General features: G+C 64.5%; 17 protein-coding genes and 1 tRNA gene. 10 read left to right on the top strand and 8 right to left on the bottom strand.

All coding sequences use genetic code 11. The annotated features are described in order from the left end of the window. Window positions 1-44: 44 nt before the first annotated feature. On the bottom strand, window positions 45-1,454 hold the full coding sequence (locus ACZY0Q_RS20560) for a flavin monoamine oxidase family protein (protein ID WP_463919719.1): 1,410 nt from the start codon (window positions 1,452-1,454) through the stop codon (window positions 45-47). A gap of 107 nt (window positions 1,455-1,561) precedes the next feature. On the opposite strand from ACZY0Q_RS20560, the gene ACZY0Q_RS20555 reads away from it, so the two are divergent. Next, on the top strand, window positions 1,562-2,293 hold the full coding sequence (locus tag ACZY0Q_RS20555) for a TetR/AcrR family transcriptional regulator (RefSeq protein WP_463919717.1): 732 nt from the start codon (window positions 1,562-1,564) through the stop codon (window positions 2,291-2,293). A 91-nt stretch (window positions 2,294-2,384) separates the two neighbouring features. Here the strand turns inward: ACZY0Q_RS20555 and ACZY0Q_RS20550 are convergent. Next, window positions 2,385-2,467 (bottom strand) — tRNA-Leu (locus ACZY0Q_RS20550). Between the two features lie 331 nt (window positions 2,468-2,798). On the opposite strand from ACZY0Q_RS20550, the gene ACZY0Q_RS20545 reads away from it, so the two are divergent. The 7 genes from ACZY0Q_RS20545 to pknB are packed head-to-tail and all read left to right on the top strand — an operon-like array spanning window position 2,799 to window position 12,138. Continuing rightward, window positions 2,799-3,542: an FhaA domain-containing protein gene (locus tag ACZY0Q_RS20545; RefSeq protein ID WP_463919714.1), complete on the top strand. Its 744-nt coding sequence runs from the start codon at window positions 2,799-2,801 to the stop codon at window positions 3,540-3,542. Beyond that, window positions 3,539-4,021: an FHA domain-containing protein FhaB/FipA gene (locus ACZY0Q_RS20540; protein WP_056342800.1), complete on the top strand. Its 483-nt coding sequence runs from the start codon at window positions 3,539-3,541 to the stop codon at window positions 4,019-4,021. Before ACZY0Q_RS20545 ends, ACZY0Q_RS20540 begins: the two co-directional genes overlap by 4 nt. Before the next feature lie 2 nt (window positions 4,022-4,023). Continuing rightward, window positions 4,024-5,658 carry a PP2C family protein-serine/threonine phosphatase gene (locus ACZY0Q_RS20535; RefSeq protein WP_463919712.1) on the top strand — a complete coding sequence of 545 codons (1,635 nt, stop codon included), beginning with the start codon at window positions 4,024-4,026 and terminating at the stop codon, window positions 5,656-5,658. Further along, window positions 5,655-7,043: an FtsW/RodA/SpoVE family cell cycle protein gene (locus tag ACZY0Q_RS20530; RefSeq protein WP_463919711.1), complete on the top strand. Its 1,389-nt coding sequence runs from the start codon at window positions 5,655-5,657 to the stop codon at window positions 7,041-7,043. The genes ACZY0Q_RS20535 and ACZY0Q_RS20530 overlap by 4 nt, the downstream gene beginning before the upstream one ends. Beyond that, window positions 7,040-8,500, top strand: coding sequence for a peptidoglycan D,D-transpeptidase FtsI family protein (locus tag ACZY0Q_RS20525; RefSeq protein WP_463919709.1), 1,461 nt, complete (start codon window positions 7,040-7,042; stop codon window positions 8,498-8,500). Before ACZY0Q_RS20530 ends, ACZY0Q_RS20525 begins: the two co-directional genes overlap by 4 nt. Then, window positions 8,497-10,182, top strand: coding sequence for a protein kinase domain-containing protein (locus ACZY0Q_RS20520; RefSeq protein ID WP_463919706.1), 1,686 nt, complete (start codon window positions 8,497-8,499; stop codon window positions 10,180-10,182). The genes ACZY0Q_RS20525 and ACZY0Q_RS20520 overlap by 4 nt, the downstream gene beginning before the upstream one ends. 15 nt (window positions 10,183-10,197) lie before the next feature. Beyond that, window positions 10,198-12,138: a Stk1 family PASTA domain-containing Ser/Thr kinase gene (pknB, locus tag ACZY0Q_RS20515; protein ID WP_463919704.1), complete on the top strand. Its 1,941-nt coding sequence runs from the start codon at window positions 10,198-10,200 to the stop codon at window positions 12,136-12,138. Window positions 12,139-12,240: 102 nt separating this feature from the next. On the opposite strand, the gene ACZY0Q_RS20510 is transcribed toward pknB, so the two are convergent. The 3 genes from ACZY0Q_RS20510 to ACZY0Q_RS20500 are packed head-to-tail and all read right to left on the bottom strand — an operon-like array spanning window position 12,241 to window position 13,852. After that, window positions 12,241-12,882, bottom strand: a complete 642-nt coding sequence (locus ACZY0Q_RS20510; protein WP_056342783.1) for an aminodeoxychorismate/anthranilate synthase component II — start codon at window positions 12,880-12,882, stop codon at window positions 12,241-12,243. Continuing rightward, window positions 12,879-13,049, bottom strand: a complete 171-nt coding sequence (locus ACZY0Q_RS20505; protein WP_181577402.1) for a hypothetical protein — start codon at window positions 13,047-13,049, stop codon at window positions 12,879-12,881. The genes ACZY0Q_RS20510 and ACZY0Q_RS20505 overlap by 4 nt, the downstream gene beginning before the upstream one ends. Window positions 13,050-13,051: 2 nt before the next feature. Then, entirely contained in the window at window positions 13,052-13,852 is an 801-nt protein-coding gene (locus ACZY0Q_RS20500) for a class E sortase (RefSeq protein ID WP_463919702.1), read from the bottom strand. Between the two features lie 175 nt (window positions 13,853-14,027). Between ACZY0Q_RS20500 and ACZY0Q_RS20495 the strand changes: the two genes are divergently transcribed. Then, entirely contained in the window at window positions 14,028-14,282 is a 255-nt protein-coding gene (locus ACZY0Q_RS20495; RefSeq protein WP_463919701.1) for a cell division protein CrgA, read from the top strand. Between the two features lie 19 nt (window positions 14,283-14,301). Next, the gene (locus tag ACZY0Q_RS20490) at window positions 14,302-14,934 is read left to right on the top strand and encodes a DNA-3-methyladenine glycosylase I (protein WP_463919699.1); all 633 of its coding nucleotides are present in this window, start codon (window positions 14,302-14,304) and stop codon (window positions 14,932-14,934) included. A gap of 269 nt (window positions 14,935-15,203) precedes the next feature. Here ACZY0Q_RS20490 and ACZY0Q_RS20485 read toward each other — a convergent pair whose 3' ends face one another. The 3 genes from ACZY0Q_RS20485 to ACZY0Q_RS20475 form a co-directional block, all read right to left on the bottom strand. Then, window positions 15,204-15,677, bottom strand: coding sequence for a carboxymuconolactone decarboxylase family protein (locus ACZY0Q_RS20485; RefSeq protein WP_463919696.1), 474 nt, complete (start codon window positions 15,675-15,677; stop codon window positions 15,204-15,206). Between the two features lie 826 nt (window positions 15,678-16,503). Then, window positions 16,504-17,385, bottom strand: coding sequence for a rhomboid family intramembrane serine protease (locus tag ACZY0Q_RS20480; protein WP_463919694.1), 882 nt, complete (start codon window positions 17,383-17,385; stop codon window positions 16,504-16,506). 8 nt (window positions 17,386-17,393) lie between these two features. Beyond that, window positions 17,394-17,939 (bottom strand): peptidylprolyl isomerase, encoded by a 546-nt coding sequence (locus tag ACZY0Q_RS20475; RefSeq protein ID WP_141138883.1) that lies wholly within the window; start codon window positions 17,937-17,939, stop codon window positions 17,394-17,396. Window positions 17,940-18,007 lie beyond the last annotated feature (68 nt).

Raw genomic sequence — 18,007 nt, 5'->3', positions numbered from 1 at the left:
CCAGCCACAGACCAGCCCTGAGCGGCGCGAGGAACCTGGTGCGCTCAGCCGACGGCGACCGCGACCTCGTTGGCCGCACCTGAAGCGTCCGCCGCAGCCACGATGCGCGCCGCCGTGCGCTGGCCCATGCGGACGGCTCCGTCAACGTGCTGGTAGCCTTCGGCGGCGAGGTCTGAGGAGCACCAGTAGATCGGACCCACAGGGGCATGCTGGTCCTTGCCGTAACGGTGCAGGCCGCCCAGATCGTAGCTGGCGGCGTACGCGCCCCGGGTCCATTCCTCCGAGCCCCAATCGGATTCGTAGTAGACCTCTGGCTCCAGTGCCCTATCCCCCAGGAAGCCGGCAATGGACTCCAGCACCACGCGCTTCCGTTCGGCGGCACTCAACTCGAAGACGGCGTCGGCCTTTTCGTCCGAAATGAAGCCCACCAGGGTGCCCCGAGAATCGCCGTGGTTGGTGTTGTCGTAGACCTCCTGGACCAGCGAACCGGCGCCGAATCCGGTTCCGGAGAGTCCGTCTTCCCGCCAGAACGGCGTGTTGTAGACGGCGTGCACCTTGATCACCAGGCCCAGCGACTGGTGCTGGTGCATCTGGTGCTGCCGCCGCGGAAGCGGTGGATCAAACGAAACGCGCGAGTAGAGGTTCGGCGGCACGGCCATAACCACAAACCGCGCATTCACGGTGGCACGCTCCGCAACAACGCTGACGCGGTGCCCGCCTTCACCGTCATCGTCCCAGTGGACGGTGCGCACCGGACTGTTAAGTACGACGTCGGCACCCAGCTCCGCTGCCTGCAGCAGGGACACCTGCTGCATCCCGCCGATCACCCGCTTGTCCAGGATGAAGTCCTCGTCGGTGAGGTGGCTGAACGAACCGGCTGAAGCTGCCATCAGGACCGCCTGCAGCGCGGAGAAGGCGTGCGCGGGCTTGGTGAGCATGCCGCCAGCGATGAACAAGCCGATGTTGTTGCAGGCTTCCTCGTCGGCCGAGTTGGCACGCAGCCAGTGGTGGAAGGAAATGGTGTCCAGTTCACGGGCCTTGGGGTGGGCCCAGGGTTCGGTGGCGCCAATTTCCGCGGCGAGGCCGTCCAGAATACCGATCAGCTTGTCCATTTCCGCGCCGGTGGCTCCACTCACCGGGAAGGAATCACCGGTGTAGCGGGTCTTCTCGCCGTCGGCGCCGATATAGACGGATTCGCCCTGACGGTAGCGGGAGTATGTCTGCAGGCCAAGCTCGTCCAGAAGCTCCAGCAGTGCAGTCTGGTCCGGGGAGACCCACTGTCCGCCGATTTCCAGCAGGGCCCCATCAATGGTGTCGGTCCAGGTCCGGCCCCCCACTCGGTCCCGTGCTTCCAGCACTGCCACAGTGAGCCCGGCCTTCTTCAGCTCGCGGGCAGCGGTGAGCCCGGACGGTCCAGCGCCGACGATAACAACGTCGCGGTCAAGATTCAGCATGATGTCCTCTCTATGGCCATCCAGTGATGAAAGCCACTAAATGAATGCCATTCATTTATTAGAACTATAGCTGTTGCGCGGCCCGCGAGGAAGAGGCCGGTGGAATAATGCTGGGGATACTGCCCGCAGAAAGGCCAGCAATGCCGGCTTCACCCGCCGATTCACTCAGCACCAGGGAAACCGCGCCCAAAACGGGTGTGGCACGGCGTCGCGCGGGGCGGCCCGCCGCAGCCGTCCTGGACCTTGCGGGCATCACGGCAGCGGCCCTGCACCTCATCGGGAAGAACGGCTACGACGGCCTCACCATGGCAGCACTGGCCCGCTCACTGCACGTGGCGCCGTCGGCCCTCTATAACCATGTGGAATCCAAGCGGGACGTGCTTCTGCTCGTGGAAGACCACTTGGCTGCCCTGGTGGACGTGTCCGCGTTCGCAGCGGAGCCCTGGGAGTCGGCGGTGCGGAAATGGGCCTGGAGTTACCGGGATGTCTTCGCGGAGCACACTCCCCTGATTCCCGTCATCGCCGTACTTCCCGTGACGGACGCACCCCAGACCCTCGCCATGTATGAGACCGTCAGCGCCGGATTCCGGACGGCCGGATTCCCGGAGAAGCGGATCGTGTCCGCCATCGTTGCCCTGGAATCATTCATCTTCGGATCCGCCTACGACGTCACGGCCCCCGCCGACATTTTCGAGTCCGGCAGCATGGCGGAGTCGACGCCGAGCTTCACCGGAGCAGTCCGGAGCCTCGCCGCGCAAGGGCACGAGAAACCGGCGGACGTGGCTTTCAGCTTGGGGCTTGAGGCTCTGATTGCGGGTCTCGGGGCGTTACGGGAGTAGGCGCAGGACCTATTGGCGGCCTGACAACAATTCGGCCCCAGGGTTAAAAGAAAGGAACCCCGGTCCGAAGACCGGGGTTCCTTTGATTGCGTGCGCGAGGGGGGATTTGAACCCCCACGCCCTTTCGGACACTGGCACCTGAAGCCAGCGCGTCTGCCGTTCCGCCACTCGCGCGCAACTTCTTTTCCATGAATAACGGCCGGTTTCCCGGATCCGCAACCGTGTAAAAGCAGCGAGATCAAGCATAACGGACTTCGGCGGCAAAACACCAATTGAGCCGCGGGCACGGTCAAATTCCCCGCCAGGAGGGCGCCTTCCGGGATCCCGGAACGAACTTTTCCGAGGGCCCGGCCGTTGTGGATTAAGGTCATTCACAGGCCTGCCCAGTAGTATCTGATGTAGTAGTGCCCGCCACTGCCAGGCAGGCCGCTGGGTTCTGAACTGCGTTGCTGGTCGAGTTCTGGAACGAAAACTGCCCCGCTGCCGGGGGGAAAGGAGAAGGACCATGGGATTGCTGGACAAGGTCGAGCGCGGTATCGAAAAGGCCGTCCGCGGTGTCTTCTCCACCGGTTCGCGCGCCCAGGTGGAACCTGTGGAAATCGCCAGCCGCCTCCGCCGCGAGGTGGACAACAAAGCCCTCACCATCGCCGCCGGCCGCACGCTGGCCCCGAACGTCTTCGACGTTCAGCTCAGTGACAGCGACTTCACGAGGGCGCAGGAATGGGGCACGCCGCTGGCCGAAGAACTCTGCGACGTCGTCATCAACCACGTCCGCAGCCAGGGCTACACCCTGCAGGGCTCGGTACGGATCTCCTTCCGCCGTTCCGAGGAGCTGCGCTCCGGCGACTTCGAGATCGTCTCCTCCACCGAGAAGTCCAAAGCTGGCCCCGGCGTCGCGTCGGCCAGGCCCAACCTGCCGGCAGCCCCTAGCCGCCCGCCCGTGCGGCTGCAGCCCGTCCTGGACATCGATGGCCAGCGTTACTCCCTCAATGCCCCGTCCATCGTCCTGGGCCGGTCTTCCGAGGCTGACATCCTGGTTGACGACACCGGCGTCTCACGCCGACACCTCGAGATCCGCACCACAAACGGTGTCACCAGCGCCGTGGACCTCGGCTCCACCAATGGCAGTTACGTCAACGGCCACAAGGTGGCCGGCAGCACCGAATTGACCGACGGCTCCACCATCACGATGGGACGGACAAAGATCATCTTCCGCCTGCTTCCCGCCAACCCTGGGGGCCGCCCATGAGCGACCTGACCATCACTGCCCTTCGGTTTGGCTTCCTGATCCTGCTGTGGGTCCTCATCTTCAGCATTGTTTCGGCTATGCGCCGGGACCTGATGGTGGGCCGCAAAGCCGCCGCCGGCACTCCGACCGCCCGCCAGGTTCGCAAGAACCCCGAACTGGCCGAGGCTCCCCCGCAGCCCCTCAAGCAGCAGGCCCACCAACTGGTGGTCACCGAAGGCCCGCTCAAGGGAACCACTATCCCCCTGGCCGCCAGCCCCATCCTGTTGGGCCGCGCGCAGGAAGCCACGCTGGTTCTCGAGGACGATTACGCCTCCGGCCGCCATGCGCGGCTGTTCCCGCAGGGCAGCCGATGGTTCATCGAGGACCTTGGCTCGACCAACGGCACCTACCTGGCGGACCAGCAACTGACGCGGGCACTGCCCGTTGAGCTTGGCGTACCCGTGAGAATCGGCAAGACGGTCATCGAATTGAGGCCATAGCCATGGCTGCTGACCTTCCCGCCGGCGATGCCACGACCGTCCAGCGGCCCCTCATCATGCGCTACGCGGCGCGCTCGGATGTGGGACGCATCCGAGCCAAAAATGATGACTCGGCGTACGTCGGCCGCCATTTGGCCGTGGTCGCGGACGGAATGGGCGGCCACGCAGGCGGCGATGTGGCCTCCGCTGCCACAGTCCTGGACATGCTGCACCTGGACCACGATGACTACGACGGCGATGCCGGAACGGTCCTCGCCGACGAAATCCAGACGGCAAACTCCCTGCTCTCCGAACTGGTGCACATCAACCCGAAGCTCGCCGGCATGGGCACCACCGTCACATCCCTGCTGCTCGCCGAAGGCAAGCTGCACTTCGCGCACATCGGCGATTCCCGGGCCTACCGCCTGCGCGACGGCGAGTTTGAACAGATCAGCATTGACCACACGTTCGTCCAGCGGCTGATCGATGAGGGCCGGCTCCGTCCCGAAGAGGCCGAAACCCACCCGCACAAAAACGTCCTCATGCGCGTCCTGGGCGACGTTGACGCCAGCCCCGAGCTGGATCTGGACACTCTGGACGTCAAGCCCGGGGAGCGCTGGCTGCTCTGCTCGGACGGGCTCAACTATGTGGCCGGACATGTTGTGGAGCGGACCGTCCGCGAGACAAAGGACCTCCGCGAGTGCGTCGAAACCCTGGTGAACCTCACGCTTGAAGCCGGCTCACCGGACAACGTCACCGTTGTCATGGTGGAGATCATCGAGGAAACGCCCGACGACGTCAGTACCGCCGCCGTCAACATCATCCCTCCCCAGCTGCTCACCGATGCCCCTGCCGCCGGCAGCGACGCAGACAGCGCTTCACCGGACACCGAGGCGGCCGACGACAAGCCCGTCGCGGAAAAAGCCGCCGAAGAACCGGTGGCCGCCGAACCGCCGTCCTCCACCGACCCCCATCTCGGCGAGCACCTTTCGGCCGAAGTCCTGCGACAGGAACTCGCATCGCGCCCGCACGAGCTTGTCGGCGCTGCAGCCACCGCGGCTGAGTCCGGTTCCATTCCCACGATCGCTGGCCGCACGGTGGCCCGGCGGGCCGCCACCGTCCTGACGCATAAGGCCGACGCACCCACTGCCGAGGCGGACGATCTCCTGGGGCAGCCGAAACCCCGACGCTGGGTCACCATGTCCATAGCCGCGTCCGTGCTCTTGGTGCTGACCGTGGGCCTCTGGCTCGGCTACGCATGGACCCAGACCCGCTACTACATCGGAGAATACGATTCCCGGGTGGCCATCTACAACGGTGTCTCCCAGCGGCTTGGCCCTATCCAGCTTTCAACCCTCGAAGCCGTAACAGAGATCCGGATGGATTCCTTGCCCCAGTTCTCCCAGCAGCGCGTCCGGCAGACGGTTCCCGCGCGTGACCTCTACGACGCACAGCGGATCGTGAAGAATCTCGAAGGCACCGGCACTATTGCTCCGCCGGATGAGTGCCTGACCCCGTCGCCCGCTCCGGCCCCAACAACTGCGCCGGCGGCAACACCCACGGCCCCTGCCCCATCGCCGGACCCGGCCGCTCCTGCGGCGGCCCCGGCCCCATCCGCCTCGCCCAGCCCCACGACCGCTTGTGAGGGAGGCCAGTGAGCCAGCTCAGCACCATACCCAAACCCCGGCGCAACGTTGAACTGTTGCTCCTGATCCTCGCCCTGTCTGTGGGCATCGGCGCCAACATGTTGGTGGGCGTTGACCAGGAGAAGGCCTTCGACTCCGATTTCTGGTTCCAGTCCAGCCTCCTCGCGGTGGCAGCCCTGGTTTTCCACGCGGTCCTGCGGATCCGTGCAAAATATGCCGATCCGGTAATACTTCCCTTGGTGGTTGCCCTCAACGGCCTGGGTCTTGCCATGATCCACCGCCTCGACGCCCCTGGGGATGACACCGGCAACAACCAGCTGCGCTGGACACTGATCGCCATGGCCGTGGCAATCGGCGTGATCTGGTTCCTGAAGGACCACCGGGTGCTCCGCCGCTTCACCTACATCTCGCTGGCTGTGAGCGCGCTCCTGCTGATTCTTCCGCTGGTACCCGGCATCTCGGCCGGCGAAATCCTCGGCGCCCGCGTTTGGATCCGGGTCGGCCCCATGACGTTCCAGCCCGGTGAGATCGCCAAGATCACCCTTGCTATATTCTTCGCCGGTTATCTCTCCTCGAACCGCGACCTCATTCTGCTGGCCGGCCGCAAGATCGGGCCGCTGCAGTTCCCGCGGTTCAAGGACATGGGACCCATGATCACTGCCTGGTTGGTGAGCATCGGCGTGTTGATCTTCCAGCGCGACCTCGGCTCCTCGGTCCTGTTCTTTGGCCTGTTCATCGTGATGATCTACGTGGCCACCAGCCGCATCAGCTGGGTGGTCATCGGCCTCGCCCTGATCCTCGGTGGCGGCTTCATCGCGGCCCAGGTTTTCTCCCACGTGGAGCAGCGCATCTTTGGCTGGCTTAACGCCTTCTCCCCGGAGGTCTACGAGACCGGCAGCCGGCAGGTCATTGAGGGACTCTTCGGCATGGCCAACGGCGGCCTGGTGGGCACTGGCCTCGGTCAAGGCCGCCCGGACCTGGTGCCCTTTGCCAACAGTGACATGATTATTGCGTCCCTTGGCGAGGAACTTGGCCTGATCGGTCTGTTCGCCGTGGTTTTGATGTACCTGCTGCTGTTCACCCGCGGCTTCCGGGCAGCCCTCGGCACCCGGGACGCCTTCGGAAAACTCCTCGCCTGCGGACTCTCCTTCGCAGTGGCGCTCCAGTGCTTTGTGGTCATCGGCGGAGTCACCCGGCTGATCCCGCTGACCGGGCTCACCACGCCGTTCCTGGCGGCAGGCGGCTCCTCACTGTTGGCCAACTGGATCATCGTGGGCCTCCTGCTGATGATTTCGCACACGGCCCGTGGCCCCGTCGACACCACCCCTTTGCCGCCCGCCAAGGGAACCGAACCCCACGCCGTCGACACACCTACCGAGGCGGTGAAACAAGCGTGAACCAAGCAATCCGTAATTCCTGGGTGGCAGCGATCGCCATGTTTGCCTTGATCTTCGGCGCCATCAGCTTCGTCCAGGTGGTGGGTGCCGATGACCTCAAGGACAACCCCCTAAACCAGCGTGCCATTCTGCAGAATTACTGCAACGACCGCGGCGCCATCATCGTGGGCGGGGACCCCGTCGCCGAATCGGTGGAAGGCACCTCCGAGGTCTGCCAGTTCCAGCGGACCTACGCGCAGCCGGCCCTGTATGCAGGGCTCACGGGCTACTTCTCGCGGAACTACGGTGCCACAGGCCTGGAAGTTGCGATGAAGGATCAGCTGGCCGGCAGCTCAGACCAGCAGTTCTTCGACCGGATCGGTCAGCTCTTCCTAGGCAGCCAGCCGAAGGGGGCATCGGTGGAACTCACCATCGATCCCGCCATCCAGAAGCTTGCCTACGACCTCATTCCGGACGGCCAGCGGGGATCCATCGTGGTCACCAGCCCCAAGACCGGCGCCATCCTGGCCATGGTGTCCAAGCCGTCCTATGACCCCAACCTGATCGCCACCCAGGATCCGAGCGCCGAAACCGCCAACATCAATGAGTTGGTCAAGGTCCCCGGCATCAACCTGAACCAGAATGTCAGCGGTCCCACGGGAGGGCTGCTCGCTCCGGGATCGGTGTTCAAGTTGGTGGATACGGCTGCCGCCCTGAATTCCGGGAAATACAACAAGGACAGTGTGCTCCCCAATCCTGCCCAGATGCCCTTCCCGGGGATCCAGTACACGCTGCCCAACTACGCCGGGGGCAACTGCTACACGCAGGAGACGGCCAGCTTTGCCTTCGCCCTCCAGCAGTCCTGCAACACGCCATTCGCCAGCATTGCCCTGGACCTGGGCCGCGACGCCATAGCCGAGCAAGCGGCAAAGTTCGGCTTCGGCGAGGAGGTGGGCGATCAGCTCAAGCTCGCCTACGCCAAGGGGAACGGCTTCCCCGATGACCTGGACGGGCCAGGCCTGGCTCAGTCCGCCATCGGCCAGAAGGACGTGCGCGCCACTCCGCTGCAGATCGCAATGATGACCGCGGCCATCGCCAACAACGGCGTCCAGATGAGCCCCAGCCTGGTCAAGACCGTGCGGTCCCCGGACCTCCGGGTCATTGACGAACCCAAGCCTGAAGCGCTCAGGACTTCCACCACCCCGGAGATTGCCCGGCAGATCACCGAATGGATGACCAGTGCGGTGAGCCAGGGCATCGCCCGCGGCGCTGCTGTCCCCGGTGTGCAGGTGGCTGGCAAAACCGGAACGGCTGAACTGGGCAACGGCCTGAACAACTCCTGGTTCACCGGGTTTGCCCCCTCAAACAACCCGGAGGTGAGTGTCACCATCGTCATGGAGGGCGTAGACATCACCACCGGTGCACAGCTAACCAGTCCGAACGCGAAGAAGATTTTTGAGGCGGTGTTGAATAAGTGAGGCCTACAACGGGAATCACCCTCGGCGGCAGATTCCAGCTGACCACGCGGATTGCGATCGGCGGGATGGGAGAGGTCTGGAAGGCCAAGGACCAGGTCCTGGGCCGGATTGTCGCCATCAAGGTCCTCAAGGAGGAATACACCGGTGACCCCGGTTTCCTCCAGAGGTTCCGCGCCGAGGCACGCCACACCGCCCTCCTGAACCACGTGGGCATCGCCAACGTCTTTGACTACGGCGAAGAGGATGGCTCCGCGTACCTGGTTATGGAGCTCGTCCCAGGCCAGCCGCTGAGCAGCATCATCGAGCACGAGCAGGTACTGTCCCCGGACCGGACGCTGTCCATGATGGCGCAGACCGCCCGCGCCCTTTCCGTCGCTCATGCCCAGGGTCTGGTCCACCGCGACATCAAGCCGGGCAACCTGTTGATCACCCCCGAGGGCCGGGTCAAGGTCACCGACTTTGGCATCGCGCGTCTGGCCGATCAGGTCCCGTTGACGCAGACTGGCCAGGTCATGGGGACCGCCCAGTACCTCGCCCCCGAGCAGGCCACAGGCCAGACCGCTACCGGCGCCTCGGACATCTACTCACTCGGTGTGATCGGCTACGAGTGCCTCACCGGGCACCGGCCGTTCTCCGGCGAATCGCAGATCGCCATTGCCCTGGCGCAGGTCAATGACGCGCCGCCGCCGCTTCCCGAGACCCTGCCCAAACCGGTCCGCGCGCTGCTGATGTCCATGCTCGCCAAGGACCCCAAGAATCGCCCGGCCAACGCCATCAAGCTGTCCGAAGCCGCCGAGGCCATCCGCAACGGCGATATTGACGCCGCGCACGCCGCGGTTCCGGGCATGCTGCTCTTTGAGGCGACAACCGGCCCCATCACCGCACCCGTGGACATTGCCACAGCACCCACCGGCGTCATCGGGCAGAAGGACAGCAACTCAACGTCGACGTCCGCCCTGCCCGTGCTTGGTGCCGCTGCCGCCGGCGCTGCACTCGGCGCCGCGGGCGCAGGCGCCGCCACCGGAACCGGAAGCACGCTTTCGCGGGCGGACGCCCTGGCTGCGGAGCGCAGCTGGGTGCAGGAGGAAGAAACGTACGACGACGAACCGGCGGATGAGCCCGAGCGTCGCGGCCGCAGCCCATGGACGTGGCCGCTGGTCGCCTTGATCGTGCTGGTTCTGTTCGCGCTGGTGGGGTTCTTCCTGACGCAGCAGGGGATTTTTAACCCGGCCACCACCACTAACTCGGCATCCAGCAACCCGCCGTCCACCAGCGCCAGCCCGTCAAAGACTTCGACATCCGCTACGCCCACCCCCACACAGACCAGCGACGCGCCCACTCCAACGCCCACCCCCAGCACGGTGGACATCATTTCGGCGGCATACCTCGGGAAGGACTACCGCCAGGTCCAGGGGACGCTTGAAACCATGGGCCTGTCCGTGCGGGTCATCCCACAGCAGAGTACTTCCACTGCGGGAACCGTGTTGCAGGTCAATCCCACGGGCACAGTGCCCAAGGGGGCTGAAGTGACCGTGACTTACGCTGTTCCCGCCCCGGCCCCTGCGCCAACCGCACCGCCGACCCCGTCGTCCTCGGCGCCGGCCTCGGCCGAACCAACGTCCACCCTACCCAAGTGCAACCCCGGCCAACTGCCAGGATTGCCCGCCACCTGCGCGCCGTAGCCGTCAGGATTGACAGTGAATGACTCGCCCCGCACTCCGCTGCACCGGGAGGACAGCCTTCCGGTGGATAACCAGCGCGTCCTGAGCGGCCGGTACGAACTCGGCGGAATCATCGGCCGCGGGGGGATGGCGGATGTCCACCGCGGAGTCGATACCAGGCTGGGCCGGACAGTTGCCGTCAAGCTTCTCCGCCCGGACATGGCCAGGGATCCGCAGTTCCAGGCGCGGTTCAAACGCGAAGCGCAGTCCGTTGCCGCGCTGAACCACTCCTCCATCGTGGCTATTTACGACACCGGCGAACACACCGTTCCGGATGGCTCGGACGACAGTGTCCGGGTGCCCTACATCGTGATGGAGTTTGTCGAGGGCAGGACCATCCGCGACCTGATCCGGGCCAAGGAAGTCAGCATTGACCAGGCCATCGACTTTTGCCTGGGCGTGCTCTCTGCCCTGGAATACAGCCACAAGGCAGGCATCGTCCACCGCGACATCAAACCCGCCAATGTGATGTTCTGCGAAGGCTCCAACTCCGTGAAGGTCATGGACTTCGGAATTGCCCGGGCCATCGCCGATTCATCGGCCACCATGACGCAGACCCAGGCCGTCGTCGGCACTGCCCAGTACCTCTCGCCCGAGCAAGCCCGGGGCGAAACAGTGGACGCGCGCAGCGACCTCTACTCCGCGGCGTGCCTGCTGTACGAAATGCTCACCGCGCGGCCGCCTTTCATTGGTGACAGTCCTGTCTCTGTGGCATACCAGCACGTCCGGGAAATCCCGGAGCCGGCGAGCAGTGTGAACCCGGAGGTTTCGGCGGCCCTGGACAGTGTCCTGGCCAAGGCCTTGCAGAAGAACCGGACGGACCGTTTCCAGGACGCAGCGGCCTTCCGGCGCGCGCTGCGCGCCGCGCGGGCTGGCGTGTCCGTGCCCGCGCTGGCCGCAACCGAAGCCCCCACCGATCCCAACGACCACGTCCCGACGCCGGAACGCCCGCCGGCGACAGAGGCGTTCGGTCTCACCGGCGCCGGCTTCCTGGACGATGTCCCCACCGGCCGGGAGCGCAATGCGGAGGACACCCGCACTGACGGGAGAGTCCCCGTCATGGCGGCCGCCGCACACGAAACGTCAGATGTCGATGAACTTCCCCTGGGTTTTGCACCGGAACGTGAGCGGACCGCCCGGCAGAAGTCCCGTCGTCGTGCCTGGGTGGCTACCCTGGTGATCTTCACCCTGCTGGTCCTTGGCGGCGGCGGTTTCTGGCTGTACAGCACCGTAAATCGGCCGGCGCCACCGCCGCCCCAGGTGCAAGTCCCGGCGGTGGCTTCCCTGACTGAATCGGCCGCGCTGCAGGAACTTTATGGTGCCAACCTGCGCCCTCAGATCAAGCGGAACAAGCACGAGACCATACCCAGCGGGACGGCCATCAGCACGGACCCGGTGGCCGGGACATCGGTTGATCCCAATGCGGACGTGATCCTGAATATCTCTGAAGGCCCCAGCGCCGTCAAGATTCCGGAAACCCTTCCGGGCCAGACGGAGGCCGCGGCCCGGGACATCCTGCGCCAGAACGGCCTGCAGGGCGCCGCGTCCACCACCACCGCCAACAGTGCCACAGTGCCTGCCGGCAGGGTGATTACCACCAGCCCTGCACCGGGCCAGATGGTGGGTGTGGGCACCGCGGTAGAGATCGTGATTTCCACCGGCAAGGTGTCCATGCCTGAACTGCGCGGCCGCACGCGTGCCGAGGCTGAAACGGCTCTGAAGGAACTTGGCTTGGTCCCCAACGTCCAGGAAGTTGAGAACGCCCAGGTGGAGGCGGGCAGGATCACGGATCAAAGTGACCCGGTGAACGCCGCCGTCGATCAGGGCAAGACGATCAATATTGTGGTGGCCAAGGAACCGGCCCCGCCGCCCACACCAACGCCAACCGCCACGCCCACAGCCACCAAAAAGGGCTAAGCCTCCACCCGCTTCTTAAAGCAACGCGGGGTCACTTCCCGCCCATGTTCCCCCTCGGGACGGGCGGGAAGTGACCCCGCGTTGTTCGAGCGTGTGTTCCTGTCAGTGCTGGATGAGCGGGCTCAGCGTGGCGGCACGGGCGGCGGCTCCGGCCATTCCGAGGGACTCAAGCCAGTTGCCCAGCATCTGGTAGCCGCCTTCGGTCAGGACCGACTCCGGGTGGAACTGCACGCCACACAGCGGTGCAGTGCGGTGCTGGAGACCCATCACGACGCCGGTAGCTGTTTCCGCGGTGATCTCCAGTACGTCGGGGATGGTGTCCCTGACCGCTGCCAGTGAGTGGTAGCGCGTCGCCGTCACGGGGGAGGGGAGTCCGGCGAAGACGCTGGTGCCGTTGTGCTCCACCAGCGATGTCTTGCCGTGCATCAGCTCCGGAGCGTGGGTCACCGTGCCGCCGTAGGCTTCTGCCAGGGCCTGATGGCCCAGGCAGACACCGAACATCGGCTTGTTGTTCGCGCCGCACCACTTGATCAGCTCGATGCACACACCCGCCTCAGCGGGGTTTCCCGGACCTGGTGAGATGAGGACGCCGTCGCGTGTTTGGGCCATCTCGATGGCTTCAGCGAGGGTCACGTCGTCGTTGCGGACAACGGTGGTCTCGGCGCCGAGCTCCTGGAGGTAGCCCACCAGGGTGTAAACGAAGCTGTCGTAGTTGTCTACGACCAGGATTTTAGTTGTGGTCATGGCTGGCTTGCAGAACCAATCGTTGAGTCGGTGAATGCGGTGAACCCGGACATCCAAGGGAACAGGAACTGAACCATCAGGATCAGTGCGCCGGCGATGAGTACCAGCGACGTGAAGATCCGCAGCCAGAGGGGGCCCGGAAGGTGGCGGAAAATCCAGCCGTACATACTCAGCTTCCTCCCACCGCTGCCGCCACCTGGGCGGCGATCTCAGCAGGCGGCCCAGCCGAAGCAGGCCGCCAGCTGTCCAGCAGCGCGTAGGCGATGATGCGTTCCTCGGCGCCGAAACGCGGATTGCAACTGGTCATGGTGAGGAAGCTTTCGGTCGGAGTGACGCCGGGGCGGGTGGGGACCGGTTCCAGGACATCGGTCCGGGACGGCATCACAATCTGGTTGTTGCGGAACACATAGATGTAATAGCCATCCTTGGTCTGGACGTAGATTTTGTCCCCCGGGACAAGGGTGTGGATATTGTCCAGGACGGCACCGTGGGTCTGCCGGTGACCGGCCACGGCGAAGTTTCCGACGGCACCCGGCATCGCTGTGTTGGCGTAGTGGCCAAGCCCCAGAGTATCCAGGACATCCCCAGTGGTTCCCTGCACGATGGGCCGGGTGTAGTTGGGGCCAAACCGCGGGATGTACATGATGCCGATGGTGCCGGCATGCCCTGGTGCCGCGGAAACTGTGGGGGTGCCGTAGTCCACGGGCGCCGCCGTTGGGTCCGGTTCCGGTACTGGGGGCACCGTGCCGCGCAGCCCCTGGGCGAATTCCTTGATGACCGCACTCTGCTTGGCGTCGGATTCGATATTGGTCCACCACAGCTGCCAGCCCACAAATAGCAGGAGAATAATGCCGGCCGTGATGAGCAGTTCGCCCAGGACCTGCACCGTCCCCCGCAGAATGGAAGCGCGGGCGGGCGTCGGACGGACGGGCCTCCTGGCGGCGCGCCTCGCCTTCTCCTGCAATACCACGCGTTCTCCTCCGGGGTGGCCGCGATGGGCGTTTGAGTGCCCTGAACTACGGCTAGAATTGGCTGCTAGTAAGAATCCAGATTTGACCAAGATCGCGCAGACCGCTGGCAACTTCCTTCTTGCAGGATATCAAGCCCGCGACGCCGAGCTTGCTCCAGTCCGCCAAGGAGTGCACGTGCCCGAGTCAAAGCCACGCAAGAAGACTTCCAACGCCGCGCAGCCCGCTTCCGGGGCGCAGACGTACAAGCCCAACGCTGTCTGGTTCAAGCCGGTGATGTTCGGCCTGATGATCATCGGACTCTTCTGGATCATCACGTTCTACATCAGCGAGGGCCGGTTCCCTGTCCAGGCCTGGGAGTCGTGGAACATCGTGGCCGGTTTCGGCATTGCCATCATAGGATTCCTGATGACTACACGCTGGCGTTCCTGACCCTGACCGCAGGACCCGGATGACTCCCGCGGACGCCGCCCAGCCCCGGAACGAGGCTGGGGACGGCACCATCATTGGCGACGACGGGCTGGCCCGCCCGCCGTGGGCCGCCGTGGATCCTCTGTTGCGCGAATACTACGACTCCGAATGGGGCCTGCCCGTCCGGGACGAACAGGGCCTTTACGAACGCATCTGCCTGGAGGGCTTCCAAGCAGGACTCTCCTGGGCAACGATCCTGCGAAAGCGCCCTGCCTTCCGTAGGGCTTTCCTCGACTTCCAGCCGGACGCTGTTGCCGCGCTTGCGGAAGCGGATGTTGAGCGCCTGCTCCACGATCCGGGTATCGTCCGCAACAGGCTTAAGATCCGCGCCGCCATTACCAACGCCCAGGCCACCATCGCGCTACGCGAGCGGGAAGGCCTGGTTGACTTCGTCTGGCAGTTCCAGCCCACATCCACTCCCCAGCCGGTCACGCACGCGGAGATCCCCACGCAGTCACCGGAATCAGTGGCGCTGTCCACGGCGCTGCGGAAGCAAGGATTCTCGTTCGTTGGCCCCACCACCATGTTCGCGCTGATGGAGGCCATCGGCATGGTGGACACCCACCTTCTGGACAGCCACCGTCGCGGGTCTTCAGGCGTCTGGCAGCGTTGACCTAGCATCGGGCGCCTGGTGACCAGGCGCGCCGCCGACCGACGAAGCGCCCCGCCGCCGGCTGACCCGGGCGTTCTAAGCCTCCTGGTCCCCCTCTCCGCTGGGCAGGTTCTCCCCAGCTGTTGGGAAAGTTATCCACACTGTGCATAACTTTGCCGGTGTCGGAAGCAATTTCTGCCCGTGCAGGCCATGGTCCACGGGACCGGATCCACGGCGGTCGAATGGACAGTTATTAACAGTGTGGATTAGCTGTGGATAATTCACACCGCTCAGCGGTCCCGGCGCACAGGATGATGGCTGGTGATGGATACACGGTTGAAGGCGTTCATGCTGATCACCAGCCAGCTGACCACCGAAAATTCATCGGCACTGAGGTGCTGACGGGCATATCCTTCTTCAAGCTCGGCGGTGCGGTGATCCGGCAGCTCGGTGATGCATTCGGCCAGAGCCAGGGCCGCCCGCTCCTTGTCCGTGAACAGGGCCGTCTCCCGCCAGGCCGGCAGGACGGCGAGCCGCTGGTGACTTTCCCCGGCCTCCACGGCGTCCCGTACATGCATGTCGAGGCAAAAGGCGCAGCCGGTGATCTGGGAAGTCCGCACATTGATCAGTTCAATGGTCCTGCGGTCAATCCCGGCCGCGTCGGCGGCTTCGCGCACTTTCAGCCCCAGACCGTTGAGGGCACGCCATACCGCGGGGTGCTGCTTGTCGAGGTAGATGTGCTGGGTTGTGGCACTGGTGCTCAAGGCGGTCCTCCTGGCTGGGAGCCTGTGGGGTTGGTTGCTGCGTACGAATACCCTCGCACGGACGGGTGTTTTCCACTTACTAACACTGGACTACCCACAACTTATCCACAGTTGTGGACAACAATCCACAGGACGGAACGGGACGACCTCCTCAGATGCCCCAGTCCGGGAAACACTGAAGGTTAACTACATGTCTGTAAGTTATTAACACTGTGAATAACCCTGTTGATATGGGTGGCCTGGATCCCCTCGTTCAGGGTTGCAACGCCGGAAACGGCCAAGTTATCCACAGACGGGGCCTGAAAGGCGGGTTTTTCCACTTAACCACAGGCACATCCCCACGGGTTGTCCACAATTGTGGATAACCGGAGGATCAAATCGGGGAAAAGGGCGGACATCCGGGCACAGGGAAACATCAAGGCACTGAACTACACCTGTGTAAGTTACCAACAGTGTGGATAACCCCTGTGGATAACTTTAGGCGTGGGTGGGAGCCTGCCGCGGCCCTGCCGACGCTCCGGCAGCTCCGGGCAGCACCCCGCAGCTCTGCTCAGACCGTTGGCTGGCGCCACCCGGCAACGCGTGCAGGAGCGACTGGCGGCCGGGCGAGCCATCAGCGCAGCGCGGAGGTGCCGATCGGCAGAGCAGTTCATCAGGGCAGGTCATCAGAGCAGTTCGGCAGAGCAATCCAGCAGCGCGGAGGTGCAGCAGCGCCCGGCCTCAGCTCGAGTCCCCGTCCTGTTGGGCACAGCAAAGACCCCGGTGTCCGCTAGGACACCGGGGTCTTGAATTGGTCTATAGGAGGCCGGCCGGCGAACCCAGGCGGTCAGCCCGCCGTAACGCGGAGCCAGCTCGCCAGGGCCAGCAGGAGAACCACTGCGGCCAGTCCAGCGGCGTGCAGCAGGCGCTGCCGAGGGCCACGGGGCGTGTACGCAATCACGGCAGCGCAAAGGGCTCCGGTGACGAGACCGCCCAGGTGGGCCTGCCAGGCGATCTGGGGGACCACAAATCCGATCACGCCGTTGATGGCAATCAGGACCCAGAGCTGCCGCGTGTCCCCGCCGCGGTGACGCTGCACCAGGAGCATCGCGCCGAAGAGTCCAAAGATGGCGCCCGAAGCACCCACCACACCGGCAAGAGGCACTCCAGGCACATAACCAGGGGTTAGCAGAAGGTAGCCAACGGACCCCCCAATGGCAGAGATGAGATACAAAGCCAGGAAGCGGACCCGGCCCAGGAGCGGTTCGAGTGCCTGGCCGAAAATCCACAGCATATACATGTTCAGCACAATGTGGAGGATGAATCCCTGGGAGTGCAGGAAAGCTGCCGTCAGCATCCGCCAGGGTTCGAACTCGCCGAATTCGGGAGAGGCAAACACATTGGCGAACGCCAGGTTCTGGTAGATCCACTCGTCGGGAACTATCCATTGCAGAACATACATCACCGCACACAGGGCGATGATTCCAAACGTCACCACGGGTTTGCCGGTTGCCACGGCGCCGCCGTAGACAGTCTTGACGGCCGGCGTCGTCCGCTTCGTTTCGTTGACGCAGTCAACACATTGGAATCCGACGGCGGCCGCCCGCTGGCAGTCCGGGCACGCTGGGCGCCCGCAGCGCTGGCAGCGCACATAGGAGGGCCGGTCCGGGTGCCTGGGGCACACCGGAACCTGCGCGGACGGCTCAGCCGCCGGAATTCCGTAGCTCATGTGATGGGTTAGAGCTGCTCGATGTCGATGCTGTTGATGGTGACGTCCTCAACCGGGCGGTCTCCCATGCCGGTGCGGACGCCCTCGATGGCGTCGACGACCTTCTTGGAGTCCTCGTCAGCAACCTCGCCGAAGATGCTGTGCTTGCCCTGCAGCCAGTCGGTGGGGATGGTGGTGATGAAGAACTGTGAGCCGTTGGTGCCCTTGCCCGCCTGGATGCCGGCGTTGGCCATGGCCAGCTTGTACGGTGCGTTGAAGCTGAGCTCGGGGTGGATTTCGTCGTCGAACTTGTAGCCCGGTCCACCCACGCCGCGGCCCAGCGGATCGCCGGCTTGGATCATGAAGTCCTTGATGATGCGGTGGAAGATGGTGCCGTCGTACAACGGCGTGCCCGTCTTGTCCTCGCCGGTCTCGGGGTGGGTCCAGGCCTGCTCGCCGGTGGCCAGGCCAACGAAGTTCTTGACCGTCTTCGGCGCATGGTTGCCGAAGAGATTCACGACGATGTCGCCGAGGCTGGTGTGGATGGTTGCTTTTGCAGTTGCGATTGCAGTCATGCTGCCCATTCTTTCACGGCCGGTCAACGCGGAAGAGGCAGGACGGACAGTTCCGCGCTGGGTGAAAT

Source organism: Pseudarthrobacter lactosi, assembly GCF_055412785.1.
Note: the sequence above shows the minus strand (reverse complement) of the source record. Positions and strands in the feature narration are given on the sequence as shown.